Here is a 23,597-nt window from a genome sequence, read left to right as displayed (position 1 = left end):
GGCTCGATCAATTGATAGAGCGTTTCGATGAAGTAACTGATACGGTTAAATAATAAGGTACTGTATTGATCTGAATCAATAAACCTTTCGCGTGACCGCCCGGCAATTAAAAACAATACGACTAAAGTGCAACGCCCGGCGGGCTGAAGGTTCAGGCGCCGCCGGGCTGAGCAGCTATTGCAGCGTGCCCGGTTTGAGGGCGGGCGGTAGTTGTTTGATGGCGTCTTCCAGCAGTGCGATAGGCGCTTCCAGGGCCTGTGCTTCGCTGTGCCTGTTTTGCGAAATGAGCCGGTCGCGCTCAGTACGCAGGTTCAGCAAGTTTTTCTGCAGTTTCAGGGCTGACGCGTTGTATGTGTCCATAAATTTCTCACGTAGGTAGCTTCCATGCCGATGTAGGAAATACGGACGGTATCAGCTCGAATTTGTAGGAGAAACTGATGTTTCATACAGCGACTGGGTTAGATGGCGAAAGGTCCTACATGGTTGGGTAATTATTCCTACAACTTGAGAAATCTGCCGCCCGTAACTTGCTACACGCTGCAGGTTGCGCAGCCTCTGCTACGATCGATGTTTTCCCGGCCAAGGAGAGGCCTATGCACTACGTTGTGATCGAGAGCCACCGCAGTGAGTACCCGCGCCCTATTCGGTTCGCCAAGGGCACCTTGCTGGAAGTAGGCCCGCGCTACGAAGGTGAGCCGGGCTGGCAGGACTGGTACCTGTGCAGTTGCACCGGTCAGGAACCTGGCTGGGTGCCCGCGCAACTGATCGAGCGGTTGAGTGTTGGTCAGGGCAGGGCGCTTGACCACTATTCAGCCCATGAGTTGGATGCTGAACCTGGGCAACTGGTGCAGATGCTGCGCCCCTTGAATGGTTGGTTATGGTGCCGCCGCCATGGCAATGGCGAGCTGGGATGGCTACCCGCTCAGAAGCTCAGGCGGCTCACCTGACGCGAGGCGCATAGGGCTGGGCAGGGCAGGGATGATCCTGCCATTGCACGGCCAATCTGATCTGCTTTTTTTCTACAAACCTGCATCTGTAACCGTATCAGCTGAAGCGCGAAAATAGCTGCATCCCGTATCGTCATGTAGAGGTTCCAATGGGCAAGCTCGCGCTGTTCCTCGGTGGTTTTCTGGTCCTGACCATCCTTATCGGCTTGCTGGGTACCATTCCGCCAAGCTGATTGTTGGTCCCCAACCCTCCGGCCTGCCTTCTTCCCTCCGGCAGGCCCGCCCCCCAATACACTGCAGACCAGCGGTAGGCAGCTGTCATTCTCAAGTGCCAAGGCGTCGTGTAGTCTCCGGCCGCCGTTCATTCGGGCGGGTACTTATGCCTTGGAGTCCAGTCGTTGATAGAAAGCAAAAAAGGCGCTTCAGCGATGCTGGAGTGGCGTGCCCGTTTCCTGGCCAAGGGTGCGCTCGACGAGCCGCGTTACCACACGGCGTTACACGATGCGCAGGTGTTGGAGCGGGCGGGGTTGATCAGCACGCAGGAGTGGATCGAGCTGGTCAAGCTAGCGAACGCCGCGTTGCTGGCTGTGGGATAAGTCATTCTCCACGCTCAGAAATCTGTCCACAAAAAACGTGGGTAGGTCTGTGGATAACGTGCTGAAAGCCAAGCCCACGGCGGCCTCTGTTAGATTGAGCAGAATTTGAGCAGTTGCACGGGTTGTTTTTTAGGCGAGCATGCGGGGGCATAGGCGGGGGAATCACGCAGTAAAAACGGTAGGCCCGCAACCCACTCAGATTACCCGGCGCATCGGCTCAGCCTGTTCCACACGGTTACGGCCCTGTGCCTTTGCCTGGTATAGCGCCTTGTCGGCACTTGCCAGCAACGCGTCCAGTGCCGGCGTTGGCAGGCCGGCATCGCAACCTGCAATACCAATGCTGACGGTAATCTGCACGCGCTTGTCGGCTTGCTGCACATTCAGGTCCTGCACCGCGCGGCGAAGCCGTTCGGCGGTGAACTGAGCCCGGTCGGGGGCAAGGCCTGGCAGGATGATGACGAATTCCTCACCGCCCATGCGCGCCAGCAGTTCGTCGCTGTGCAACTGGTCCCGCAAGGTGTCGGCAAACTGGCGCAGTACCAGGTCCCCTACGGCGTGGCCATGGGCATCGTTGATCGACTTGAAGTGGTCGATGTCGAGCATCATCAGGGTCATGGGCAGCAACTGGGCGTGCTGCTGCCGGCTGTCGAGCAGCGCGTTTGCGCGCCGTGTGAAGGCGCTGCGGGTGAGAGTACCGGTGAGGTGGTCGACGGTGGCCTGATGCGCCAGACGCGCCATCAGGCTGCGATTGGTCTGGGTGACGCAGGCAACCACCAGCGGGCCCAGCACCAGCATGGCGATGCCAAGGCGCGCTGACATCAGCGCCGTGACGCCGGATTCACTCTGCGGCACGCTGAAGTGCATGAGGTTTTGTGCCACTGCCACGATCAGCGTACTGCCGGCTGTGAGCGTGAGCAGCGAGACCATGAACGGCGAGTATGTCCAGGCACACCACAGCAATGCCGCGATGGGAAAGGCGATGGCGCCGGGCCCGCCGAATGCGATGCTGAATGCGAGCGACACCAGCATCACCAGCAGGGGTGACAGGCGTATGGCCTGCCCGCCGCTGCGGATCAGCGCCTGTGCTGATGGGGCGGTGAGCAGCACCGGCAGCACCAGCACGCTGGTAGAAAACTGTTCACTGAACCAGGCCAGCCAGGTGGCACGCACCGACTGTTCGAACCAGGGGGCCGCCATGGCTGCGGCCATGCTGGCGGCCACCATCGCGCCGCCCGCGCAGGCGCCAAATACGCACAGCACCCCGTGTGGGGTACGCATGCGGCGGTGCAGGCGTGGCAAGCGGGATAGCAACTGCCAAAGTGTTGCTACCACCCCCATGTTGCACAGGTTGAACCACAGCGCCGGAGCCCACTCACTGCCGCATAGCAGGTCCGCAGCGACCATGCCCAGCCATATCAGCAGCAAGGCGGGCAATGTGGCGTGGTGCGGGTAGCGCAGCAGTACCCCGGCCAGTACCGCATTGACGGGCCAGAACAGCGAAAGGGATTCGATCGGACGTGCCAGGATGCCGCCAAGGGTGAGGGCAAAGGTCAGGCAGAGCAGAGCGACATATGAAAGCAGGCGCGATTGGGCTGGAAAAACCATGGGTTCGACCGACAAGCGGAAACGAGATCCAGGACAACGGCTGAAAGCACCTGGGGCAATGCTGCTCAGTGTGTTTCGTCCTGCTACTTGATGTCAATCTGCCCCAAGTCATGGCTTTTTGCTAGTAGCTGTGCTGTTCGGCCTCAAAGCCCATAGAACCAGGGCACCATGATCACTGCCACCAGCATCACCAGTAACGTGAACGGCACCCCGACTTTGACGAAGTCCGCGAAGCGGTATTGCCCGGGGCCCAGTACCAAGGTGTTTACCGGCGAGGAGACGGGTGTCATGAAGGCGGCCGAGGCGGCCAGCGCCACGGTCATGGCAAACGGGTAGGGCGACATGCCCAGCTGCGTGGCGGTGGTAATCGCCACCGGGGCCATCAACACCGCAGTCGCAGTGTTGGAGATGAACAGCCCGATCACGGCGGTGACCGCAAACAGGCACGCCAGGATGGCACTGGGGCCGGCCCCGCCAAGCAGGCTGACCAAGCCACTGACCGCCAGGTCGATCCCCCCGGTTTTTTGCAGCGCCTGGGCAAAAGGCAGCATGCCCACGATCAGTATCAGGCTTTGCCAGTGAATGGATCGGTAGGCGCTGTTCATGTCGATGCAGCGGCCTGCGCCCATCAACAGGCAGCCGATGAGTGCGGCCAGCACATTGGGCACTGCACCGCTGACCATCAGCCCAACCATCACCGCCAGGCTCAGCAGCGCCTGTGGCGCGCGCCGGCGGGCCGGGGCCACCAGGTCGATTTCAGCGGGCAGGCTCAGCACCAGAAAGTCCTTGGGTTTGCTCTGCAACTGGCGCACCGCCTTCCATGGGCCCACCACCAGCAAGGTGTCGCCCAGGCGCAGCTTCTCCTCCACCAGTTGCTCTTCGATGGCGGCCTGCTCACGGCGCAGGCCCACGACGTTGAGGTCATAGCGCGAACGGAAGGCCAGTTCGAGGATGCTCTTGCCAATCAGCTGCGAGCCGGGCGGCAGCGATACCTCGGCCATACCCACTTCCTGGGATTGGTCAATGAAGTAGGCAGCCTTGAAGTGCAGGGGCTCCAGCTGCATGGTCTGGCACAGGCTGCGCAGGTCGTCGCGTTTGGCGAACAGGTCCAGCAGCAGTACATCGCCTTGGTGCAGCACTGTGCCGGAGTCGGGCGCGATCACGCGGGTGGTGAATTTGTGCTGGCGCTCGATACCGATGACGTTGGCGCCGTGGTCCGTGCGCAACTTCAACTCGCCCAAGGTGTGGCCGATCAAGGGCGAGTGCGGGCGAATGCGCAGCCGGCGCTCGCGGCCATTGAGCTTGTAGTCCAGCACCAGGTCCAGCAGGGTGCGGCGGGTCTCCACGCGCCCGTCCTTGCGTACTTCCCCGCTCAGCCAGTGGCGGGTCAGCAGCATGTAGCCCACGCCCAGCACCAGTATCACCAGGCCGAACGGGGTGAAGCTGAAAAAGCTGAAGCCCTGCTCGCCGTGGCGCACCAGCTCACTGTGCACCACCACGTTGGGCGGCGTGGCCACCAGGCTGAGCATGCCGCTGATGAGGCCGGCGAAGCTGAGTGGCATCATCAGGCGGCTGGGTGAAAGTTGCAGGCGCGCCGCGATGCTGAGCACCACCGGGATGAAAATGGCCACCACACCGGTTGAACTCATCACCGAACCCAGGCCCGCCACTGCCACCATCAGCAGCACCAGCAGCCGTGCTTCGCTGTTGCCGGCCCGTTCGCTCATCCACTCGCCGATGCGGTACGCGATACCCGTGCGCACCAGGCCTTCGCCTATCACGAACAGCGCTGCGATCAGCACCACGTTAGGGTCGCTGAAGCCTGCAAGGGCCTGTTCGACGGTGAGGATGCCGGAAAGCGGCAATGCGAGAATGACCAACAGCGCCACCACATCCATGCGTGGGCGGTTGATGACAAACAGGATGACCACGATGGCCAGCAGGCCGAGGACCCAAAACAGCTCTTGGTTCATTGGGAGGGGTGTTCCTTCACACAGGGCACGTTAAGCATTGATAGCTACCAGTGTGCCAGCAAGTGATGAAGGGCGTGTTGACGTGCTGCAGGTTTTGCCTGCCTGGGGCCGCATTCCGGCCCCAGGCGGGGGGGTTAGTGGCGGTGGCGGCGGTGTTTTTTTCCGCCATTGTCGCCCATGTTGTTACCCACAGCGCCGCCAGCCGCGCCGCCCAGACCTGCACCAATCGTTGAGCCAGTGCTGCCACCCAACGCGCCGCCAACAAGGGAGCCGCCTGCTGAGCCCAGGCCACCCCCTACAGCTGCTTTGGTACGGTTGCGCTTGGGGGCGCCGACGGCGCTGCCAGCGGCACCGCCCACGCCAGCACCAATGGCGGCACCGGTACGGCCCCCGAGTTGCTGGCCAACGACATTGCCCAAGGCGCCCCCCAGGCCACCGCCAATGGCTGCATTACCGTCACCGGCGAACGCGCCTTGGCAGAGCAGCAGGCCAAGGGCAAGGGAAGGCAGGGTCAGGCGCATGATGGAAACCTCGAATCAGTCAGGTGGCCGAATCCACGTTAACCACTGGGACTTCAAAACGTGCGTTTGGTTTCCTGAGGTGTGCCAACCTGGAAGTGTGCATGACGGGCGGTGCTGGCAAGCGGCCTTTCTGTCTCAAGCAGTCATGGCCGAGTGCCTTCAAGGGCTCTAAACTGCACATCAAGCCGCAATAAAGACGGCTGCCTGCCACCTGGTGAATCACGATGATCGCCCATACCCCTACGCTGTTCGCCGCCGTTGCATTGGTCGCAACCATTCTGGCTTTCTGCCTGTTGCTGGTCGGGCGCAGCAGCCCCCGCGACAACCTGCTGCTCACAGGTTGCGGGCTGCTGGTGCATGCGCTGGCCTATGTTTGCTACACCGTTTATGCAGTGGCACCGTTGTGGCTGAGTTACGGGTTGGGCAACAGCCTGCTGTCGCTGGCGTTGGCGTTCTACACGGCCAGCTTGTTCAGGGTGCGCGAACAGGTGGTGCCGTGGCGCACCATCTTCGTTATCCCGGCGTGCATGCTGGTGGGCCTGATGCTGTTGCTGCACACCGTGGAGCCGCGGATGTTGCTGGCGACACTGGTGCTGATGGTGCAGTGCGCGATGATACTGTACTGGGCGCGGCGCCATGCCGAGCGGCCCGGGCGTGCTCACCTGCTGCTGCAGATCGGGGCACTCATCAGCCTGGTGGGCCTGGGTATGCGCGTGGTCGCGGTGGCCACGGGCACGGCGGCGGATATGCGTTATGACACCAGCAACCTGAAACAGAGCGTCTCGGTGGCTATCGGCACCGTTACCGTGATGATGTACTCGATCGGCCTGGTGCTGATGGCCAAGGAACGCAGCGAGTCGCGCTTGCAGCACCTGGCCTTGCGCGACGTGCTGACCGGCACCTTCAACCGGGGCGCCATTCTGGAACGCTTTGCGGTTGAGCTGGACCGGGCCCGTGCAAATGCCACCCAGCTGGCGGTGGCAATGATCGACATCGACCACTTCAAGCGCATCAATGACCTGTACGGGCATCTGGCTGGGGATGAGGTGTTATGCCACTGCGTGCGTCAGTTGCAGCAGCGCCTGCGCGAAGGGGACAGCCTTGGCAGGTATGGCGGTGAAGAGTTTTTGCTGCTGCTGCCTGATACCGACCATGCCGGGGCGATGGGCGCCGTAAACGGCTTGCGCGAGGCGATTGCGCAAAGCCCTGCCTGGTTTGCAGGTGACCGGATCGAGCTGCGCTTCAGTGTGGGGCTATGGTGCGGCAAACCGGGGCGTGAAGACAGCACCGCAAGCTTGCTCGCACAAGCCGATGCGGCGCTCTACCGGGCCAAGGCTGCCGGGCGCAACACCGTGCACCTGGCAGCACTTGCTGATCAGGGGTGATCAACGGACGGGGCGAATAGCCAGGATTACGCCATTGGTGGTTTGCACCAGTACGTAATGGTCTTGCATCTTCACCCAGTGGCTTTCTTTCTCAGGCGCCGGCAGCCCTTTGGCTTTCCAGTCCTTGACCGAGGCATCCTCACGCTTGAATTGATCGGGAACCTTGTCACCCTCTTTCAATTCCCGGTTACGGGTGGAGGAGTTCTGGACACTGTCGTCTGTCGAGGTGGCCGCATTGGCGGCCATTGGCAAGCAGGGCAGGGCGGCGAGCAGCAGGTAGTGCAGTTTCATGGCGATTTCCTTGTTGCGTCATGTTCCCCGTCAGACAGCGCAACGTGCGCCACAATTCACTCGCGATGCTGGCAGTGCTAGAGTCGCGTTCTTTTTCAAGATTTCGAGGACTGAACATGCGTGCGATTTTGCCCGTGGCCGTAGCGTTGGTGCTGGTCGGTTGTGCTTCGGCGACCATGGAGGCAGCCCGCAAAGGCGAGCCCACCGCCAAGCTCACCTCGCAAAAGGCAGCGGACCGGGTTGCCCAGTGCATCCAGTTCGGCTGGCAGGAGGAGCGTGTGTTCGGTCAGGATGCCAGCGGCTACCTGGAGCCCCGCCCACAGGGTGGTTTTACCGTGTACACCCGTGAGGCCGAGACGTTCGTCGACGTTTATCCGCAGGCAGGTGGGGTGCAGGTGGACTACTACGCACAGAAAAACGACGGGGTTTCCCTGCAGCACCGTGCGGCGGCCGCCACCTGCCTTTGACGGGCGCCGTGGTTCCAGGCTCGTGCAGCGCTGGCGCGATCAGGCCAGGTAACCGCCGTCGACGTTCAGCGCTGTGCCTGTGGTGTAGCTGGATGCATCACTGGCCAGGTACAGCACGGCCCCTGCCATTTCCTTGGGGTCGGCCACACGCTTGAGGGGAATTTGCTGCAGCGCAGCCTTGAGTATCGCCTCGTTCTTGACCAGCGCAGACGCGAACTTGGTGTCGGTCAGGCCCGGTAGCAGGGCGTTGCAGCGTATGCCGAATTGTGCGCATTCCTTGGCGAATACCTTGGTCATGTTGATGACGGCTGCTTTGGTCACCGAGTAAATGCCTTGGTACAGCCCCGGTGAAACGCCGTTGATCGACGCCACATTGATGATGCTGCCAGCGCCGTGCTCGCGCATCAGCTTGCCCGCCTCAACCGACATGAAGAAGTAACCCCGAATGTTCACGTCGACCGTTTTCTGGAACGCCCCAGGGTCGGTGTCCAGCACGTTGCAGAACTGGGGGTTGGTGGCTGCGTTATTGATCAGAATGTCCAGCCGCCCAAACTGCTGCCGGATGGCTGCGAACGCCTGGCTGATCTGCTCCAGTTCACCAATGTGGCAGGGGATGGCGGTAGCCTGGCCGCCCGCCGCCACGATGGCATCGGCGACCTGCTGGCAGCCTTCATGTTTGCGGCTGGAAACAATGACGTGGGCGCCTTGCTGTGCAAGCAGGTGCGCAATCGCCTCGCCGATGCCGCGGCTGGCGCCGGAAACGAAGGCGATCTTGCCCGTGAGGTCGAACAGCTGAGTCTGCGACATGATGCGTTCCTTGGTAAGGGCCTTGGTGTGGGAAGAGCGGCTCAAAGGCTGGATTTTGCGATCACCTGAAGGGCCATCTGCTCCAGCAGCCGGTTCATGTGGATGAACTGGGCAAAGCGCTTGTCCTGGGTTTGCCCGTGGAAATAGCGGTAGTAGATTTGCTGCACAATGCCCGCCAGGCGGAACAGCCCGTAGCAATAGTAATAATCGAAATTGTCCAGCGGGATACCGGCGCGCTGTGCGTAATACTCCACGAACTGGCGACGGCTGAGCATGCCAGGTGCATGGCTTGGCTGGCGGCGCATCAGTTGCACCGGGGCTGGGTCACCCGCTTCGATCCAGTAGGCCAGGCTGTTGCCCAGGTCCATCAGCGGGTCGCCCAAAGTGGCCATCTCCCAGTCAAGCACCCCGATGATCTGCATGGGGTTGTCGGCATCGAGGATCACGTTGTCGAAGCGGTAGTCGTTATGCACGATGGCCGGTTGCGGGTGGTCGGCAGGCATCTTGTCATGCAGCCAGGCCGTTACCTGCTGCCAGCGGGGCGCATCGGGGGTCAGGGCTTTTTCGTACCGACTGGTCCAGCCGGCGATCTGCCGCTGTACATAACCTTCAGGCTTGCCCAGGTCGGCAAGGCCGCAGGCTTCAAAGTCGACTTGGTGCAGTTCGACCAGCCGGTCGATGAAACTGTGGCACAGGACCTGGGTGCGGGCAGCGTCCAGGTTCAGTTCTGCAGGGATGTCGGAGCGCAGGATAATGCCCTTGACCCGTTCCATCACATAGAACTCGCTGCCTATCAGGCCGGTATCGGTGCAGTGGGCATAGGCCTTGGGGCAGTAGGGGAAGCCGCTGTTCAGCTGGTTGAGGATGCGAAACTCACGGCCCATGTCATGCGCCGACTTGGCCTTTTGCCCGAAGGGCGGGCGACGCAGGACTAGATCACGGTCCGGGTAGCTGATCAGGTAGGTAAGGTTGGACGCGCCGCCTGGGAACTGGCTGACCTTTGGCATGCCGCCCAGGCCATGGATGTGCGCCTTGAGGTACTGATCGATGAGGGCGGCATCGAGCTCTTCCCCTGGGCGGACCTGCGCTGACTGATCGGTGAGCGTCATGGGGTTTCCTTATTCTCGCTCGCAAGGACTATTTTGCAATCTAATGGCAATCAGCTAGTGGAACAAGCGTACCAGTGGCTCATTGGCCGGGGTGTTGCCGGTGAATCAACGGGGTTGATGCGTGGCGCTTTGTGGGCGAAAAAAAACCGAAGCCAGGCTGGCTTCGGTTTCTGCCCTGCTGCGGCCCTGATATCAGGACGGGAACAGTTCGCTCAGTTTCATCGACAGCATCATGTCGCCCTCAACGCGCAGTTTGCCGCCCATGAACGCCTGCATGCCGTCGGTTTCACCGCTGACGATACCTTTGAGGGTTTCGCTGTCCATTACCAGGGTGCAATTGGCGTCGGGGTTTTCGCCCTCCTGCAACGCGCAAGTGCCATCCTTGACGATCAAGGCGTAGTGCTTGTCTTCGTCGGTGATGTTAAAGCCGAACACCAGGTCCAGGCCGGCGGCAGCGGATGGGTTGAACTTCTCTTGCATCTTTTTAACGGCATCAGCTACGGAGGTCATGGTGCATTCCTTATAGAGTGGTTTTCACGTCCCCGAGGGGACACTGCAAGCCGGGGCTTATCGATAGGTGACAAGCGACGGTGTCCTCAACAGCTGCACATGTGCCTGGCTGTTGAAGGAAGCCAGTGCCACCTCGCGCCCGCGGAATTTAACCTGGGTGAGCGAGGTGTTGATTATCTGCCAGTTCAGGGCAAAGGCCTGATCCGGGGTAACGCCCGTAATGAGGTGCAACAGCGCAGCGATGGTGCCGCCTGAGGTGAAAATGGCGATATTGTCACCGCTGCCCGCAGCCTCCAGCACACGATCCAGGCCGCCCTGTACACGCCTGGTGAATGCAGCCCAGCTTTCCAGGCCATCCAAGGCATGCTCACCACGGTGCCAGCGTTGAACCATGATGGCGAACAACCGTTGGAATTCGCTTCGGTTGTTGGCGCAGTCCCGCAAAACGTCTAGTGCATTGGGCTCGTCTGCCATCAAGCCTGGCAACAGGGCGCGAATCACCCCGTCGGCATCGAACTCGTTGAACGCAGCGTCGGTCTCAATGGCCGGCACGGGGGAACCCCCGTGGTGCAACGCTTGAAGTGCGAGCCGGGCGGTGTCCTGCTGGCGGCGCAGGTCGCCAGCCACGCAGCGGTCCAGGCCCAGGCCCAGTTGAGCCAGGTGTTCACCCAGTGCCTGGCTCTGACGGACGCCGACGGGCGAAAGGACATCGTAGTCATCCGCACCGAAAGAAGCTTGGCCATGTCTGATCAGGTAAAGGTTGCCCACGTAAGCGTCCGGCCTGTTGGTGATTGCTGCCGAGGTTAGGACGCGAAAATCGGGCTGTCAACGAAAAACATACAAGCGTTTGAAAAGGTTGTTTGAAAGATGTTGCCGGCATTTGCAACCGCTGGCGGCACCCCAGGCGCACCGGTATGCTTGCTACAGTTACGCGCCAGATGGCGCAGCAATTCAAAGGAGTCAACGTGGAGTTTCTTGCCGAATACGCAAGCTTTCTCGCCAAAACCGCCACCCTGGTCATTGCCATTCTGGTGGTGCTTTCGGCTGTCGCCGGCCTGCGCGGCAAGGGCCGGCGCAAATCGGGTGGGCATTTGCAGGTTACAAAGCTGAACGATTTCTACAAGGATTTGCGCGAACGCCTGGAGTCAGGCCTGTTCGACAAAGCCGAGCTCAAGGCCTTGCGTAAACAGCAGGGCAAAGCGGAAAAGAAGGTCAAGAAGGCCAAGGCCGACGATAAATGCCGGGTCTACGTGCTGGATTTCGACGGCGACATCAAGGCCTCTGCCACGGAAAGCCTGCGTAACGAAATTACCGCGCTGCTTACCCTCGCCACCCCGCGGGACGAGGTGGTACTGCGGCTGGAAAGCGGCGGCGGGCTGGTGCACAGCTATGGCCTGGCAGCCTCGCAGTTGGCACGCATTCGGCAGGCGGGCATACCGCTGACGGTGTGCATCGACAAGGTAGCGGCCAGCGGTGGTTACATGATGGCCTGCATCGGCGAGAAGATCATCAGCGCACCCTTTGCCGTGCTCGGTTCGATCGGCGTGGTTGCCCAGTTGCCCAACGTGAACCGCCTGCTGAAGAAGCACGACATCGATGTCGAGGTGCTGACCGCCGGTGAGTACAAACGCACCCTTACCGTGCTGGGTGAAAATACCGAAAAGGGTCGGGAAAAATTCCAGGAAGACCTCGACGTCACCCATCAGTTGTTCAAGGACTTTGTCGCCCGTTATCGTCCGCAGCTGCACATCGATGAGGTAGCCACTGGCGAAGTCTGGCTAGGCGTCTCGGCACTCAACCGCCAATTGGTGGATGCCCTGCAAACCAGCGACGAGTACATCAGCGACCGCGCCCGCACCGCCAACGTGTTCCACCTGCATTACGCAGAGCGCAAGAGCCTGCAGGAGCGTATCGGCATGGCTGCCAGCGGCACGGTCGAGAACGCTTTGGTAGGGTTGTGGAGCAAACTCAACCGCCTGCGCTAACACCTTGAACCTGTTGAAATTTTTTTTCGATTAGGGGGTTGCAAGGTGAAACGAATGCAGACATAATGGCGCCCATCGAAACGCAGCGAACTTTGAAAAAGGGTCAGCGTTTCAAGGAGATAGCGAAGCGCAAGCGGCTAACTCCGAACTTTGAGGCCGAGTAGCAAAGTGGTTATGCTCCGGATTGCAAATCCGTCTACGCCGGTTCGATTCCGACCTCGGCCTCCATATTTGAAAGCCCCGCAGATTAGCATCTGCGGGGTTTTTATTTATGGGTAAAAAAAGCCAAGCGTTCTGAAACTTGACCTATCGAGTGCCTGGCAATCATTGCCTTCAGCCGGGTGCGCCTGTGAGCGTAAAAAGAAGAGCTTTGCCTTGGTCATCCAATAATCATCGGCTGAAAATCGGGCTTCCCGGCATCCTCCGCTGGGCTTTTTGCGTCAGGATGCATGAAAAAGCCCGCGCACTGCGGGCTCGTAAGTTTGCCTCAGGCAACCAGGCGATGTACCGCTCCGGCAATCTCTTCTCCGTGCTCTTGCTCGGCCTTGCGCAGCTCGTATGCTGTTTGCAGGTTGAGCCAGAACTCTGGGGTAGTGTTCAAGCACGCGGCCAGGCGCAAAGCCATGTCAGCAGAAATGCCGCCACGCTCGAGCAGGATGTTGTTTACGGTTGGGGTAGAAACACCCAAGGCACGGGCCAAGGCTGCAGCGCTAAAGCCCATTTCGCTTTGGAAGTCCTCCCGGAGCACCTCGCCAGGATGTACGGGTCGCATGCCATTCTTGAACATGATGCACCTCAGTGATAGTCGACAATTTCAACGTTTTCTGGGCCGTTATCGGTCCATATGAAGCAGACTCGCCATTGCATGTTGATGCTTATGCTGTGCTGGCCCTCTCTACCACCTTCTAGGGGGTGAAGTCGATTTCCCGGTGGAGAGCGCAAGTCTCGAAGCTCTTTAGCTGCATCCAGTGCGGCCAGTTTACGTTCTGCGACCGACCTGATGTCGGACCAGCGCCTTGTTCTGCCAGTGGTGAACAGCGCTTCCGTGTCGGCGCATGCAAAGCTCCGAATCATGAATGTGAACGCTTAACGTTATTCGTTAAGCTCGAGTATACGCCCTTCGACACGGTATTCAACTGATTGTTGAATAGCGTCTTCAACGAGACATCCAGTATCCGCTTCGGCGCGAGATTGGAGCAGGGGCTCGGCGGGGAGTTGGGTCTGAAGGTCGTGGCTCAGGAAGTAGTGTCACTGAGCCAGCCGAAGGCGCCCTGTGGGCGAAAGAGGGTGGTCATCGTGGTGCTTGGCGAACGTTGAGTCTGTGAAGACCCAACACTCACGAGGAAACCACGATGGCCAAGCCCACAATCGCACTCAAGGCTAAACCCAGACAACTGGGCTATATCACGCGGAAGCGATGGCGTTAAGCCGATTAAGGAATGGCTGCGCTGGGGTGACTGCATTTGTCACACTTGAGCCATGCACTTCTTCTGGTCGAACTCCTTCATGCGGTGATCAAAACTACGACGGCTGAATGATGGTTTATACCGTCATTTCATCCATGCTGGCTCTCTAGTCACCCCGGCTGCTAGAGTCAGGCTTCAAAGAGAAATGTCATGCGAATCCTGATAGCTGGCTTGGGGATGGCGATGCTGGCGGGGTGTGTGGCCCCAACGATGAATGAGGCTCGCGGAAAAGGCCCCTATAAAATACTGAACTCGGCTAAGTCCGACCAAGCGCTGGCAAAGTGTGTGCAGTATGCGTGGGAAAATCAGCCGATCTTTGGCGGAGCGCCCGGAGCCACTCTGCAGTCAGGGCATGATGCTGGTTACACGGTCCACACTTTTGGGTCTGAGTATTTTGTCGACATAAGGCCAAGGGGAAGTGGCTCGGAAGCGAAGTACTACGTGGTGCATGGCAACTGGATCGCCAAAAAACGCCTTTCCGCTTTACAGGGCTGCTTGTAGACCTAGGCCGTAGCAGTTTCCCATCAGCCAAAAGAGCCGTCCCCGAGCGGTTTCGACCATGAGGGAAACGCCTGCCCGTTGGCAGGGTGTTTCGGGCCGTCTCGATTGGCGACCTCATGACTGAGGGGCGGCACTGATAACCGAAGGTTGAAAACCATTTAGTGCTGTTTCATTTTTACAGGAGGGGACGTATGCGAATTCTGATCGGAGCAATGGTGGTGGCAGCACTGGCGGGGTGCGCAAGTGTCGGCGACACGCGAAGCAACCCGCCCTTGTTGGAGCTGAAGTCATCGAGGCAGCCTCAACAGGTTGCTGAATGCATCCGTGATGCCTGGCAGAACACCACGGTGCTGGGTGTAAGCGTAGGTGGCATTTTGCAGGTATCTGGAGCCCGCTACTCTGTCTTGGCACCTGACGCACAGGCCCCGCTACACCTGGTCGATGTTAATGCGGCGCCAGGCGGTTCGACCATTCGCTACCACTTTTACCGCACTTGGCAATCACCACTCGAGCGCGTGAAAGATGCGGTCAGGTCATGCAGCCTGGGCGCCTGAAAGCACGCTCAGCAGCGCCCCAACTAGCTACCGCATTCGGTTAGACATTGATCTGGTAGGCACGCCGGTGATGGCGTTAGTGCAGCGCCGTGCCGTGGGTGCCGAGGTTCGCATTTACACGCGCAACGGTACGTGGTCCAAATGGGTGAAGGTGGCGCGCACCTGCATTTGAACGGGTCTAAAACTAATTCTTCTTCTCAGCCATCACGCTCGCATTGGGGCCCTGCGGTTTTCTGTTGTACCGTGGCCGCCCTCTCTACAATAAATATCCCAAATCAAGGAGTGATTTAATGCTCACCTGCCATGTCCGTTATATCATTGACCCCTATCAGCTCGATGCATTCGAACGCTATGCTCGCGCTTGGATACCCGTGGTCACCAGAATGGGTGGGCAGCACCATGGCTACTTCCTGCCGGCGGAAGGCGCCAATAATGTTGCGTATTGCCTCTTCAGCTTTTCCAGCCTTGCCGACTACGAACGGTACCGGCAAGAAGCCGCCGTCGATCCTGACTGTATGCGCTTGGTTGATGAAGCGTCCAAACTGAAGTTCATCGTGAGCTACGAGAGAAGCTTCCTTCGCCCTTTGCTTGCGTAATGCTTTTGAGTAAGTGGCCCGCACTGGGGGGCCGGCTGATATCCCACCACCTATTTTGAACTGCTCTAGCGAACCCAATCTATCAAACGATTGAGCGCTCCTTCACTACGCGGCTCGCGCTGATAACAGCTCGGCTGGTTGGGGGGAGAGGCATCGCAGGCAAGCGCCGGCGGGTCGGTCGACTGCCCTGGACCGCTGCCGGAATAGTGGGAACACCTATCAACGAGCGCCCATTGCTCGACACCTCTCTGAGGGCCCCACCACCGGGGCGTTCAATCCCCTCCGTCGCTGTGGCGCAGTGCGCAACCTATCATTTTTGCCAGTTGGAGAGCCCTATCGACTGCCTTAGTCTCAAGGCATCCTAACATTCAGGGGTTCACCAGCATGTATGCACAATCTCCCGGCACGCCTGACTATGACTACGGCACGCAAGGTGTGGCCAATATTCCGCCCGAACCTGGCTATAACCCGGACGTGGCCTCTCTCCAAGTCGGGCCATCCACCCTCGACGCCAAGGGACGGGTGGTGGTATTCGGCCGTAACCCTGCAGACTCCAGCCCAGGATTGCTCACCCGGCTCAATGCCGATGGTCACTGGGACGTAAGTACCGGCCATGTGGTAGTAGAAGCTGACGATCTGCCCGATGAGACCCTGGACTTCAGAGGAATTGTCGGCGCCACGATCAATGGCCAGCAGACCTATTTCGCCGTTGGCTTGCCCACCTATTTCGATGCCAACTTCGAGCAGTATCTAAACTTCATCGGTGTCAGTCGCTTTGATGAATACTTCAAACCGGTCACATCCTTCGGCGATAATGGCCATGCGTTACCAGACCCCGGCGAAGGTTGGCAAACGGGTGACGAAGGCCGCGCAAAAATGCGTCGGGTGGAGGACTCGACGAAAGCGCTTTTATCCTCCAGCGAGCGCCCTTTGGCATTTGCGAACGGCTCACTGCGAGCCATCTTCCCCTACACCGTTGGAGATGAGTACGACGAGCACACGGAAAGCTGGTTGGCGGTCTTCAACCCTGAGACTGGCGAGTTGGTACATGAGCTCGGCGAGGCGCGTGATCTCGGCATGTTGCCACTGACCGACAACGCCGGTTTTTCATTGCGGGTCTTGCGTGCGCACTTCTTCGCCGACGGTAGTTTCCTGGTGCTAGCAGAAAGCACCAACCAACGCGTCATCGTGAGACGTTACGACCGGCATGGCATCGCCGATGAGCGTTTCAATGATGGCCAGGGGCAGCGAGACCTGTTCGCCGTTCAGGCAAGCATGCGCCTGGGTATATTCTCAAGAAATGGTCGGATCGCTGTATCCAGGGGCGAGGAGTACCAGCTCCAACAACCCACGACAGTATTCGTGTTGGCCGAGTCAGGTGCGAACGACCCAACCTTCAATCGCGGCCAACCCTTAACGCTCGGCAGCGATGGCCATGGTCTGGCCCTGGGCGAGATTTACATCGATGACCAGGATCGCATTGTGCTCGGTGGCGCCCTGCTGACCGCCACCAACGTCGGCCGTTTGCAAGTGTATCGCCTGACACGGTCCGGAGAGCTCGACAGCGCCTTCGGCAACGGGGGGCTGTTCGACGGTGGCCCTGACTTCAGGACGGCGAACAAGGTGTTTGCCAGTGGGCACGGCATACACATCCTGACGCTGACCCCCACCCGCGGCTCATACTTCTTGGAAAGGGTGCTCAAGCTGCACGATTGATTGGTTTCTGCGGCACCTTGCGTACCTCACATGCTTGCTGACGCAGAGTCCTTGCGTCAGTACTGCGACCGGTGCCGCCTATAACCCGTCATTCCGATGCGCTCAATAAAAGTTATGCAGCTGCCCATTCCATGGCCAAGCACTGCCCCCAACTCACACGCGCACTGTAGAATCCCACCTCACGCATTCAACACAGGGAGCGCTTAATGGTCCAGCCGGTAACCCGCAGGCAGTTGATCAAATCGGGCATGATTTCAACTTGCGCTGCGGCGGCCTGGCCCACCTGGGCCGCTACCGACATCGACAGCGACCTGTCCACTGTCGAGCACTCATTCAACGTGACCCTGGGCGTCTGGGCCATCGATACGGCATCAGGCAAGACCGTCGCGTACCGCGCTGGGGACCGCTTTGCATTCTGCAGCACCTTCAAAGTCATCCTGGCGGCCGCCATCCTGGCAAAAAGCGCCAAAGACCAGGCACTGCTGGACTGGCGCATCACTTACGCCGCAGACCAGCTGGTGACCTATTCGCCGATTACCGAACAGCACGTCCAAGCCGGCATGACGGTTCGCGAACTGTGCGCTGCAGCGCTGCAATACAGCGATAATACGGCGGGTAACTTGCTGCTTGAACTCATCGGTGGCCCAGAAGGGTTGACGGCCTACGCCCGAACCTTGGGTGACCCAGCGTTCAGGTCAGACCGTAATGAGCCTTCACTGAACACCGCTCTACCCGGTGATCCTCGTGATACGACGACGCCCCTGGCCATGGGCGTGACATTGCAAAAGTTGCTGCTTGGAAGTGGTCTTGCGGAGGATGCCCGTCAACAATTGCAGGGCTGGCTGAAAGGCAATACCACCGGTGACAAACGCATCCGCGCCGGCGTGCCACAGGGCTGGTTGGTCGGCGACAAGACTGGCTCTGGAGACTACGGTGTGGCAAACGACGTGGCAGTGATCTGGCCGCCCGGCAAAGCCCCCTGGATCGTTGTAGTGTTCTCGCGCGCCGAGACTAAAGCCTCTGAGTGGAACAATGACGCCATCGCCGCCTCGATGAAAGCGGTTGTCAGAGTACTGAGGCATTAACCCCTTCTGGCGGGGCAGAAGCACCGTTGCCCTGGGGTCACTCCGACTGAAACAGCCCCCGGATCACCTCTCTCAACCAACGGTTACCTGCATCCTGGTGATAACGCGCATGCCAGTGCTGTTTGACCGTGAACCCCTCTACCGCAAAGGGGCAGTCATGCAGCCGGAGCCCGTGCATGTCGGCAAGCGTTTGCCCGATATGCCGGGGCAGGGTCGCGATCAAATCCGTAGACCCTACAATCATGCCCAGGCCAAGAAAACCCGGCAGCTCCAACATGATCCTGCGTTCAATCCCGGCGCGGGTCAGGCTGCCTTCCAGCAGCTTCTGGCCCGTGCCGGCACTGATCTGTACATGCCCTTCGGTCTGGTAGCAGGCAGTGGTCAGGGGCCCCTGCAAGCGGAGGTGTTGCGGGTTGCTCAGGCACACCCAGTCCTGATTGAACAGCACCTGTTGGTACATGCCACCCCCCAGCCATGGCACAAAGCCTATCGCCAGGTCCGCTTCACCGGACTCCAGTGCGCTTTCTGTATTGCCATCGATGCGCACGGCATCGAGGCGTATACCCGGTGCATGGTTGCGCAGGTGGTTGAGGATACGGGGCAGTAACGTGATATGGCTGGCATCACTGACGCACAGGCGAAAGCGTCGCTGGGCAGTAGCCGGTGCAAACTGGGGCTCCCAGGTGGTCAAGCGCCGCAGGGATTCCAGCACCTCACGGCACGGGCCGATCAGCTGGTCGGCGCGCGGCGTTGGCGCCATGCCGCCAGGTGTGCGCACGAACAGAGGGTCTTTGAGCTGCTCGCGCAGGCGTGCCAGCCAGATACTGATGGTGGGCTGGCTTTGCCCGAGTTGCTCGGCGGCCCGTGTGACGCTGCGGCAGTGATACAGCACGTCAAACAGCTGCAGCAACTTAGGCTCAGGAAGGTGCTGCAACTCACTCATTATTGCGATTCTTAATGATTGTATTGAGGCCATTGTATAGCGCGAATAAGCGCTGCCGCCTAGTGTGGTCACAAGCCGAAGGAGGTTTGCGACTTGAAAATATGCATTCTGGGCGCTGGTGCCCTGGGTTGCGCCATTGGCGCGGCCTTGAGCGAAGCCGGGCATGAAACCTGGCTGTTGAACCGCGGGCGTGCGCATGTGGACGCCATCAATCGGGAGGGGCTGCGGGTACAGGACGAACGCGGCGAGCGATGGGTGAAGGTAAATGCCACATCCGATGCGGCGGATGCAGGCGTAGCCGACCTGGTCCTGGTGCTTGTGAAGTCGTTCCACACTGCCGAGGCCATCGCCGGGGCTGCCGCCCTCATCGGCCCGCAGACCGTGGTGCTGTCGCTGCAGAACGGGCTGGGGCATGAGGACATCCTGGCAGCCGCCGTGGGCCGCGAGCGGGTGCTGGCTGGCAAGACCTACGTCGGTGGCGTGATGCTGGCGCCGGGCTGCATCCGTGCCGGCGTGGCCGGCAAGCAGACCTACATCGGCGAGCTGGACGGGGCCGTGACGCACCGCGTGCAGGCCATCGCCGACGCCTTCAATGGTGCCGGGCTGGCGACCGCCGTCAGCGACAACATTCTCGGCACCATGTGGGACAAGTTGCTGGTCAACGTGGCTACCGGCGCGCTCACCGGCATTACCGCCCTCAGCTATGGGCAGTTGTACAGCGAACCCCTGCTGGAACGGACCGCCAAGGCCGCTGTGGCTGAAGCCATGGCCGTTGCCGAGCGTGCCGGGATTTGCCTGGGCCTCACCAGCGCCGACGCCGTCTGGGCCCTCGCCGCTGAAGGGCTGCCGCCAAGTTTTCGCACCTCGATGTTGCAGAGTCTGGAAAAAGGCTCGGTGACTGAAATCGACTTCATCAACGGCTCCGTCGTGCGCTGGGGCGAACGCCACGGCGTGGCCACACCGGTCAACGCCACACTGGTGGCCTGCATCAAGGGCATCGAACGCGCCATGGCCGACAAGCAGAAGGAAACCCTATGAGCCAGCCAAAGGCCTACCTCGAACACGTTGCGTTCTGGGTGAGCGACATCCAGTGGCATATCCGCTTTTTCAGCGAAGTGTGTGGCATGACCATGCGCGAAGTGCAGGGGAGTGTGGAACAGCCCTCCCAGTACTGGACGCTGGGTGGTTTGCAGTTCATTCACCAACCCGGCTTCGCCGGCCCGGAAGGCCGCATGGCCCACCTGGGCATCATGTGCGAAGACCTCGCAGCAGCCCTGGCAGCCGCACAGCGTTTTGACGTGAGCGAGATGCCTCAAGGGCGCAACTGGCTGCGCCTGCCGGACGGTCTGGCTGTTGAGTTCATCCAGGCGCAACCGGCGAACTGCGTCGCCAAGGCCTTGGCCATTGACCCGCGCGCGGAGGTGCAGGCATGAGTGGGATGGAAAAATACTGGGACGATGCCCGTGAAGGTGACGAATGCCTGAGCCCCACCTACACGGTCACCCGCGAACGGATCCTGGCCTACGCCGACCTCACCGGTGACCACACCCCGGTGCATGTGGATGAGGCCTATGCCAACGCCAGCCACTTCGGTTGCCTGGTGGCCCATGGCCTGTTTGGGTTGTCGATTGCCGACGGATTGAAAACCCAGTGCGAGTACCGCTTTGTACCGGGCATGTCGTTGGGCTGGACCTGGGACTTCGTGCTGCCGATCAAGGTCAACGATGTGCTGCAGGTGCGCATGCGCGTCGGCTCGATGCGCCCGAGCAACAGCAGGCCAGGCTGGGGCATTGTGGTGCTGCCCTCCGAGTTGATCAACCAGCACGGCCAGGTGGTGCAGCTCGGCGAGCACCGCTTGATGGTGCCCAGGAGGGCCGCAGCATGAGCCAGGCCCTACCATTGGCAGGTATCCGTGTGATCGACTACAGCCACTTCCTGGCCGGGCCATACGTGGGCCGGTGCCTGGCCGCCCTGGGCGCTGAAGTGATCAAGGTCGAGCGGCCAGGCAGCGGCGATGCCGGGCGCCAGCATGCGTATGCACTGGATGACCAGCAGAGCGGCTATTTTCTGCAACTGAACATGGGCAAGCAGGGCGTCAGCGTGAACATGAAGGACCCGCGCGGCAAAGCCTTCATGCAAAGGCTGACCGACTCAGCGGACGTATTCATCGAAAACTATCGCCCGGGCGCCCTGGACAAGCTGGGCCTGGGTTACGCCGAACTGTCGGCGCGCAACCCACGCCTGGTGTACTGCTCCATATCGGCTTACGGCCATACCGGCCCGGATGCACACCGTGCCGGTTTCGGGCTGATTGCCGAAGCCAAGAGCGGCATCATGCAGATGGTTGGTGTGCCAGGGGAGGCGCCACCGTTGCTGCGTATCTCACTGGGTGACATGTACACCGGCATTCATGCGGTGGCGGCGATCAATGCCGCGCTGCTGGGGCGGGTGAACAGCGGCGCTGGCCAACACATCGACATGGCCCTGTACGACACGCTGGTGTCGATGCACGAGTATGCCGTGCAGTGCTACACGCTGTCTGACGGTACGGTGTTGCCGGAGCAAACCGGCCATGACATGCCTACCTCGACCTTGTACGGGGTGTTCCGCGCGGCCGATGGCGACCTGGTGATCGCGGCCCAGGTCGACGACGCCTGGCAGCGCTTTGCCGCCATGCTCGAAGCCCATGGCGGGCCAGCAGGCTTTGGCAGTGACGCCCGTTATCACAACCTCAACGGCCGTAACATCCACCGCGAATCCATTCTGGCCGTGGTCCGCAGCTGGGTAGGGGCCCGCTCGGTGGCCGATGTACTCGCCTTGCTCGATGCCGTCGACATCCCCAGTGCCAAGGTACAGCGCATTGATGAGGTATTGGCCGACCCGCAAATCCAGGCGCGCAACATGGTGCTTGAGCAAGAGCACCCGCGCTACGGCACCTTGCGCCTGCCCAACCTGCCATTCCGCTTTTCGGGTTGCGATACCACGGTGCATCAGGTTGCCCCAGACCTGGGCGAGCACAACGCGCAAGTCGCGGCTGGGCTTGGCTTCAGCCCCGAAGAAATCACCGCCATGCAGGCGGACGGTGTGTTATTCAGACACGGAGATGCACGATGAGCGACCGCTATGCAGTGATCGGCCGGCCGATCAACCACACCAAATCCCCGTTGATTCATGGCCTGTTTGCCAACGCCACTGGCCAGCAGCTGGAATACGGCGCCATCGAAGGTTCGCTGGAGGCGTTCGAGGCCCAGGTGCACCAGTTTCGCGACGGTGGCGGCCTTGGCATGAATATCACCGCACCCTTCAAACTGCGCGCCTTCGAGCTGGCCGACCAGCGCAGTGAGCGTGCCCGGCTGGCCCGCGCGGCCAATGCGCTGAAGTTCGAGGGTGGCTGCATCACGGCTGAGAACTTCGATGGCATAGGGCTGTTGCGCGATATTGAAGTCAACCTGGGTGAGCCGCTGCGCAACCGCCGGGTGCTGGTGCTGGGGGCCGGTGGTGCAGTGCGGGGGGCGTTGCTGCCATTCCTGGGCGCTGAACCTGCCGAGCTGGTGGTTGCCAATCGAGACATGGCAAAAGCCATGGAATTGCGCAACGAGCTGGACCATCCACGGCTGCGCATCAGCCGCTACGAGGCGCTAGAGGGTCAGGCCTTCGACATCGTGATCAACGCTACCTCGGCGAGCCTGGTGGGTGAACGGCCGCCGTTGCCGGGTCAAGTATTGGGCACTGCACAGTTGGCCTATGAACTGGCCTACGGCAAAGGCCTCACGCCGTTTTTACGGCTGGCAGGGGAGCAGGGCGTTGGACGCCTGGCCGACGGTGTAGGCATGCTGGTGGAGCAAGCGGCCGAAGCGTTTGCCTGGTGGCGGGGCGTGCGCCCGGATACCCGGGCAGTGATCGACCAACTGACCATCCCGCTGGAGTGAGCCATGGGTCGCCACGTGCGGGCTTGGCTTAAAGCCCGCTCGCGCCGTGGCGAGGTGTTTCATTGAACTGCGCCTAGTGAGTTCGGGTCGGTGAGTTAAAGAGGGAGGATCCGCAATGCCAGTCACACTCAGAACACTGACCGATGACGAAATACCGCAGGCTTACCGCGAACCTGACCTCGCCGAGCTGTACGAGGTCGACGACGGGGAGGGTGAGGTTCACTACCTGAAAAGTGACGCAGACGCAGCCAAGCTGGTCGTCGAACTGACAGAGAAACACGCGTCAGCCTGATGGACCGCCCAGGAAGCGTGCTGCGGCGCGCCAGGCACTGGTTGTCGCGACGCTGGATGACCCCGGCCCGCCAGCGCTGGGCGGGCGTTTTGCTGATTATCCTCGGCCTTGTGGGGTGGTGCCTGAACCCCGGCAGCAGGTGGCCGTGGGTGCTTGCAACAGGGGTTATCTGGCTGCTTGCGGCATGCCCCGCCACCTGGTTTACCAGGAGATCGCACCGCTCACGCCTTGGAAAGCGTCGGGGTTGAGGTTTGAGCCGTAAGTCACGCTTGTCCGAATTTCAAAGCAGGTGTGGGCAATATCTTCGCCATTCGTACGA

28 protein-coding genes and 1 tRNA gene are annotated in these 23,597 nt (G+C 60.5%); 17 read left to right on the top strand and 12 right to left on the bottom strand.

Annotated elements, in window-relative coordinates; all coding sequences use genetic code 11:
- Nucleotides 1-174: 174 nt before the first annotated feature.
- The gene (locus IAE33_RS04330; protein ID WP_028633572.1) at nt 175-360 is read right to left on the bottom strand and encodes a hypothetical protein; all 186 of its coding nucleotides are present in this window, start codon (nt 358-360) and stop codon (nt 175-177) included.
- Nucleotides 361-593: 233 nt separating this feature from the next.
- Here IAE33_RS04330 and IAE33_RS04325 point away from each other — a divergent pair, with 233 nt between their 5' ends.
- Both IAE33_RS04325 and IAE33_RS04320 read left to right on the top strand, forming a co-directional pair.
- Nucleotides 594-947, top strand: coding sequence for an SH3 domain-containing protein (locus IAE33_RS04325; RefSeq protein WP_201162425.1), 354 nt, complete (start codon nt 594-596; stop codon nt 945-947).
- 401 nt (nt 948-1,348) lie between these two features.
- Nucleotides 1,349-1,543 (top strand): hypothetical protein, encoded by a 195-nt coding sequence (locus IAE33_RS04320; RefSeq protein ID WP_201162474.1) that lies wholly within the window; start codon nt 1,349-1,351, stop codon nt 1,541-1,543.
- Nucleotides 1,544-1,738: 195 nt separating this feature from the next.
- On the opposite strand, the gene IAE33_RS04315 is transcribed toward IAE33_RS04320, so the two are convergent.
- The 3 genes from IAE33_RS04315 to IAE33_RS04305 form a co-directional block, all read right to left on the bottom strand.
- Nucleotides 1,739-3,163 carry a GGDEF domain-containing protein gene (locus tag IAE33_RS04315; RefSeq protein ID WP_201162423.1) on the bottom strand — a complete coding sequence of 475 codons (1,425 nt, stop codon included), beginning with the start codon at nt 3,161-3,163 and terminating at the stop codon, nt 1,739-1,741.
- Nucleotides 3,164-3,291: 128 nt separating this feature from the next.
- The gene (locus IAE33_RS04310) at nt 3,292-5,121 is read right to left on the bottom strand and encodes an SLC13 family permease (protein ID WP_201162421.1); all 1,830 of its coding nucleotides are present in this window, start codon (nt 5,119-5,121) and stop codon (nt 3,292-3,294) included.
- A 134-nt stretch (nt 5,122-5,255) separates the two neighbouring features.
- Nucleotides 5,256-5,642, bottom strand: coding sequence for a glycine zipper domain-containing protein (locus IAE33_RS04305; protein ID WP_201162420.1), 387 nt, complete (start codon nt 5,640-5,642; stop codon nt 5,256-5,258).
- Between the two features lie 224 nt (nt 5,643-5,866).
- Here IAE33_RS04305 and IAE33_RS04300 point away from each other — a divergent pair, with 224 nt between their 5' ends.
- Nucleotides 5,867-7,027: a GGDEF domain-containing protein gene (locus tag IAE33_RS04300; RefSeq protein ID WP_201162418.1), complete on the top strand. Its 1,161-nt coding sequence runs from the start codon at nt 5,867-5,869 to the stop codon at nt 7,025-7,027.
- Here IAE33_RS04300 and IAE33_RS04295 read toward each other — a convergent pair whose 3' ends face one another.
- The gene (locus IAE33_RS04295) at nt 7,028-7,318 is read right to left on the bottom strand and encodes an RcnB family protein (protein WP_028633565.1); all 291 of its coding nucleotides are present in this window, start codon (nt 7,316-7,318) and stop codon (nt 7,028-7,030) included. It lies immediately after the preceding gene.
- A 116-nt stretch (nt 7,319-7,434) separates the two neighbouring features.
- On the opposite strand from IAE33_RS04295, the gene IAE33_RS04290 reads away from it, so the two are divergent.
- A complete protein-coding gene (locus tag IAE33_RS04290; RefSeq protein ID WP_028633564.1) occupies nt 7,435-7,785 on the top strand; it encodes a hypothetical protein in 351 nt (116 codons plus the stop codon).
- Nucleotides 7,786-7,824: 39 nt separating this feature from the next.
- On the opposite strand, the gene IAE33_RS04285 is transcribed toward IAE33_RS04290, so the two are convergent.
- The 4 genes from IAE33_RS04285 to IAE33_RS04270 form a co-directional block, all read right to left on the bottom strand.
- Entirely contained in the window at nt 7,825-8,592 is a 768-nt protein-coding gene (locus IAE33_RS04285; RefSeq protein ID WP_201162416.1) for an SDR family oxidoreductase, read from the bottom strand.
- 41 nt (nt 8,593-8,633) lie between these two features.
- Entirely contained in the window at nt 8,634-9,701 is a 1,068-nt protein-coding gene (locus tag IAE33_RS04280; protein ID WP_201162414.1) for a phosphotransferase family protein, read from the bottom strand.
- Nucleotides 9,702-9,893: 192 nt separating this feature from the next.
- The gene (locus IAE33_RS04275; protein ID WP_028633561.1) at nt 9,894-10,211 is read right to left on the bottom strand and encodes an SCP2 sterol-binding domain-containing protein; all 318 of its coding nucleotides are present in this window, start codon (nt 10,209-10,211) and stop codon (nt 9,894-9,896) included.
- Between the two features lie 57 nt (nt 10,212-10,268).
- Entirely contained in the window at nt 10,269-10,979 is a 711-nt protein-coding gene (locus tag IAE33_RS04270) for a histidine phosphatase family protein (protein WP_201162413.1), read from the bottom strand.
- 197 nt (nt 10,980-11,176) lie between these two features.
- Between IAE33_RS04270 and sohB the strand changes: the two genes are divergently transcribed.
- Nucleotides 11,177-12,196, top strand: a complete 1,020-nt coding sequence (gene sohB / locus IAE33_RS04265; protein ID WP_201162472.1) for a protease SohB — start codon at nt 11,177-11,179, stop codon at nt 12,194-12,196.
- Between the two features lie 154 nt (nt 12,197-12,350).
- Nucleotides 12,351-12,424, top strand: a tRNA-Cys gene (locus tag IAE33_RS04260).
- Nucleotides 12,425-12,683: 259 nt separating this feature from the next.
- Here IAE33_RS04260 and IAE33_RS04255 read toward each other — a convergent pair.
- Both IAE33_RS04255 and IAE33_RS04250 read right to left on the bottom strand, forming a co-directional pair.
- Nucleotides 12,684-12,983: a HigA family addiction module antitoxin gene (locus IAE33_RS04255; RefSeq protein ID WP_201162411.1), complete on the bottom strand. Its 300-nt coding sequence runs from the start codon at nt 12,981-12,983 to the stop codon at nt 12,684-12,686.
- Between the two features lie 8 nt (nt 12,984-12,991).
- The gene (locus tag IAE33_RS04250) at nt 12,992-13,270 is read right to left on the bottom strand and encodes a type II toxin-antitoxin system RelE/ParE family toxin (RefSeq protein ID WP_201162409.1); all 279 of its coding nucleotides are present in this window, start codon (nt 13,268-13,270) and stop codon (nt 12,992-12,994) included.
- A 542-nt stretch (nt 13,271-13,812) separates the two neighbouring features.
- Between IAE33_RS04250 and IAE33_RS04245 the strand changes: the two genes are divergently transcribed.
- The 5 genes from IAE33_RS04245 to bla all read left to right on the top strand — a co-directional run bounded on the left by IAE33_RS04245 (nt 13,813) and on the right by bla (nt 18,114).
- Entirely contained in the window at nt 13,813-14,163 is a 351-nt protein-coding gene (locus IAE33_RS04245) for a hypothetical protein (protein WP_201162407.1), read from the top strand.
- A 191-nt stretch (nt 14,164-14,354) separates the two neighbouring features.
- Nucleotides 14,355-14,717, top strand: a complete 363-nt coding sequence (locus tag IAE33_RS04240; protein WP_201162405.1) for a hypothetical protein — start codon at nt 14,355-14,357, stop codon at nt 14,715-14,717.
- 290 nt (nt 14,718-15,007) lie between these two features.
- Complete coding sequence (locus IAE33_RS04235; RefSeq protein WP_201162403.1) at nt 15,008-15,313, top strand: NIPSNAP family protein; 306 nt, start codon at nt 15,008-15,010, stop codon at nt 15,311-15,313.
- Between the two features lie 384 nt (nt 15,314-15,697).
- On the top strand, nt 15,698-17,029 hold the full coding sequence (locus IAE33_RS04230) for a hypothetical protein (RefSeq protein WP_201162401.1): 1,332 nt from the start codon (nt 15,698-15,700) through the stop codon (nt 17,027-17,029).
- 206 nt (nt 17,030-17,235) lie between these two features.
- Complete coding sequence (bla, locus tag IAE33_RS04225) at nt 17,236-18,114, top strand: class A beta-lactamase (protein ID WP_201162399.1); 879 nt, start codon at nt 17,236-17,238, stop codon at nt 18,112-18,114.
- Nucleotides 18,115-18,151: 37 nt separating this feature from the next.
- On the opposite strand, the gene IAE33_RS04220 is transcribed toward bla, so the two are convergent.
- On the bottom strand, nt 18,152-19,057 hold the full coding sequence (locus tag IAE33_RS04220) for a LysR family transcriptional regulator (RefSeq protein ID WP_201162397.1): 906 nt from the start codon (nt 19,055-19,057) through the stop codon (nt 18,152-18,154).
- A 93-nt stretch (nt 19,058-19,150) separates the two neighbouring features.
- Here IAE33_RS04220 and IAE33_RS04215 point away from each other — a divergent pair, with 93 nt between their 5' ends.
- The 6 genes from IAE33_RS04215 (at nt 19,151) to IAE33_RS04190 (ending at nt 23,278) form a co-directional block, all read left to right on the top strand.
- On the top strand, nt 19,151-20,095 hold the full coding sequence (locus IAE33_RS04215) for a ketopantoate reductase family protein (RefSeq protein ID WP_028633425.1): 945 nt from the start codon (nt 19,151-19,153) through the stop codon (nt 20,093-20,095).
- A complete protein-coding gene (locus IAE33_RS04210) occupies nt 20,092-20,490 on the top strand; it encodes a VOC family protein (protein WP_201162396.1) in 399 nt (132 codons plus the stop codon). Before IAE33_RS04215 ends, IAE33_RS04210 begins: the two co-directional genes overlap by 4 nt.
- Entirely contained in the window at nt 20,487-20,942 is a 456-nt protein-coding gene (locus IAE33_RS04205) for a MaoC family dehydratase (protein ID WP_201162394.1), read from the top strand. Before IAE33_RS04210 ends, IAE33_RS04205 begins: the two co-directional genes overlap by 4 nt.
- Nucleotides 20,939-22,171: a CaiB/BaiF CoA transferase family protein gene (locus tag IAE33_RS04200; protein ID WP_201162392.1), complete on the top strand. Its 1,233-nt coding sequence runs from the start codon at nt 20,939-20,941 to the stop codon at nt 22,169-22,171. The genes IAE33_RS04205 and IAE33_RS04200 overlap by 4 nt, the downstream gene beginning before the upstream one ends.
- Nucleotides 22,168-22,986 (top strand): shikimate dehydrogenase, encoded by an 819-nt coding sequence (gene aroE, locus IAE33_RS04195; protein WP_201162390.1) that lies wholly within the window; start codon nt 22,168-22,170, stop codon nt 22,984-22,986. Before IAE33_RS04200 ends, aroE begins: the two co-directional genes overlap by 4 nt.
- A gap of 115 nt (nt 22,987-23,101) precedes the next feature.
- On the top strand, nt 23,102-23,278 hold the full coding sequence (locus tag IAE33_RS04190) for a hypothetical protein (protein WP_154660064.1): 177 nt from the start codon (nt 23,102-23,104) through the stop codon (nt 23,276-23,278).
- Nucleotides 23,279-23,597 lie beyond the last annotated feature (319 nt).

Origin of the sequence: Pseudomonas sp. S60 (assembly GCF_016647865.1) — a bacterium.
Classification (GTDB): domain Bacteria; phylum Pseudomonadota; class Gammaproteobacteria; order Pseudomonadales; family Pseudomonadaceae; genus Aquipseudomonas; species Aquipseudomonas parafulva.
The sequence above is the reverse complement of the archived record's forward strand: the minus strand, read 5'-3'. Positions and strand labels throughout refer to the sequence as shown.

What these genes read in the sequence shown, in the direction of transcription:
- IAE33_RS04290 (WP_028633564.1), top strand. Translation starts at nt 7,435, where the DNA reads ATGCGTGCGATTTTGCCCGTGGCCGTAGCGTTGGTGCTGGTCGGTTGT.
- IAE33_RS04245 (WP_201162407.1), top strand. Translation starts at nt 13,813, where the DNA reads ATGCGAATCCTGATAGCTGGCTTGGGGATGGCGATGCTGGCGGGGTGT.
- IAE33_RS04305 (WP_201162420.1), bottom strand. Translation starts at nt 5,642, where the DNA reads ATGCGCCTGACCCTGCCTTCCCTTGCCCTTGGCCTGCTGCTCTGCCAA.
- aroE (WP_201162390.1), top strand. Translation starts at nt 22,168, where the DNA reads ATGAGCGACCGCTATGCAGTGATCGGCCGGCCGATCAACCACACCAAA.
- IAE33_RS04285 (WP_201162416.1), bottom strand. Translation starts at nt 8,592, where the DNA reads ATGTCGCAGACTCAGCTGTTCGACCTCACGGGCAAGATCGCCTTCGTT.
- IAE33_RS04205 (WP_201162394.1), top strand. Translation starts at nt 20,487, where the DNA reads ATGAGTGGGATGGAAAAATACTGGGACGATGCCCGTGAAGGTGACGAA.
- IAE33_RS04230 (WP_201162401.1), top strand. Translation starts at nt 15,698, where the DNA reads ATGTATGCACAATCTCCCGGCACGCCTGACTATGACTACGGCACGCAA.
- IAE33_RS04200 (WP_201162392.1), top strand. Translation starts at nt 20,939, where the DNA reads ATGAGCCAGGCCCTACCATTGGCAGGTATCCGTGTGATCGACTACAGC.
- IAE33_RS04190 (WP_154660064.1), top strand. Translation starts at nt 23,102, where the DNA reads ATGCCAGTCACACTCAGAACACTGACCGATGACGAAATACCGCAGGCT.
- IAE33_RS04275 (WP_028633561.1), bottom strand. Translation starts at nt 10,211, where the DNA reads ATGACCTCCGTAGCTGATGCCGTTAAAAAGATGCAAGAGAAGTTCAAC.
- IAE33_RS04295 (WP_028633565.1), bottom strand. Translation starts at nt 7,318, where the DNA reads ATGAAACTGCACTACCTGCTGCTCGCCGCCCTGCCCTGCTTGCCAATG.
- IAE33_RS04310 (WP_201162421.1), bottom strand. Translation starts at nt 5,121, where the DNA reads ATGAACCAAGAGCTGTTTTGGGTCCTCGGCCTGCTGGCCATCGTGGTC.
- IAE33_RS04255 (WP_201162411.1), bottom strand. Translation starts at nt 12,983, where the DNA reads ATGTTCAAGAATGGCATGCGACCCGTACATCCTGGCGAGGTGCTCCGG.
- IAE33_RS04240 (WP_201162405.1), top strand. Translation starts at nt 14,355, where the DNA reads ATGCGAATTCTGATCGGAGCAATGGTGGTGGCAGCACTGGCGGGGTGC.
- IAE33_RS04210 (WP_201162396.1), top strand. Translation starts at nt 20,092, where the DNA reads ATGAGCCAGCCAAAGGCCTACCTCGAACACGTTGCGTTCTGGGTGAGC.
- IAE33_RS04325 (WP_201162425.1), top strand. Translation starts at nt 594, where the DNA reads ATGCACTACGTTGTGATCGAGAGCCACCGCAGTGAGTACCCGCGCCCT.
- IAE33_RS04300 (WP_201162418.1), top strand. Translation starts at nt 5,867, where the DNA reads ATGATCGCCCATACCCCTACGCTGTTCGCCGCCGTTGCATTGGTCGCA.
- bla (WP_201162399.1), top strand. Translation starts at nt 17,236, where the DNA reads ATGGTCCAGCCGGTAACCCGCAGGCAGTTGATCAAATCGGGCATGATT.
- IAE33_RS04220 (WP_201162397.1), bottom strand. Translation starts at nt 19,057, where the DNA reads ATGAGTGAGTTGCAGCACCTTCCTGAGCCTAAGTTGCTGCAGCTGTTT.
- IAE33_RS04330 (WP_028633572.1), bottom strand. Translation starts at nt 360, where the DNA reads ATGGACACATACAACGCGTCAGCCCTGAAACTGCAGAAAAACTTGCTG.
- IAE33_RS04250 (WP_201162409.1), bottom strand. Translation starts at nt 13,270, where the DNA reads ATGATTCGGAGCTTTGCATGCGCCGACACGGAAGCGCTGTTCACCACT.
- IAE33_RS04235 (WP_201162403.1), top strand. Translation starts at nt 15,008, where the DNA reads ATGCTCACCTGCCATGTCCGTTATATCATTGACCCCTATCAGCTCGAT.
- IAE33_RS04280 (WP_201162414.1), bottom strand. Translation starts at nt 9,701, where the DNA reads ATGACGCTCACCGATCAGTCAGCGCAGGTCCGCCCAGGGGAAGAGCTC.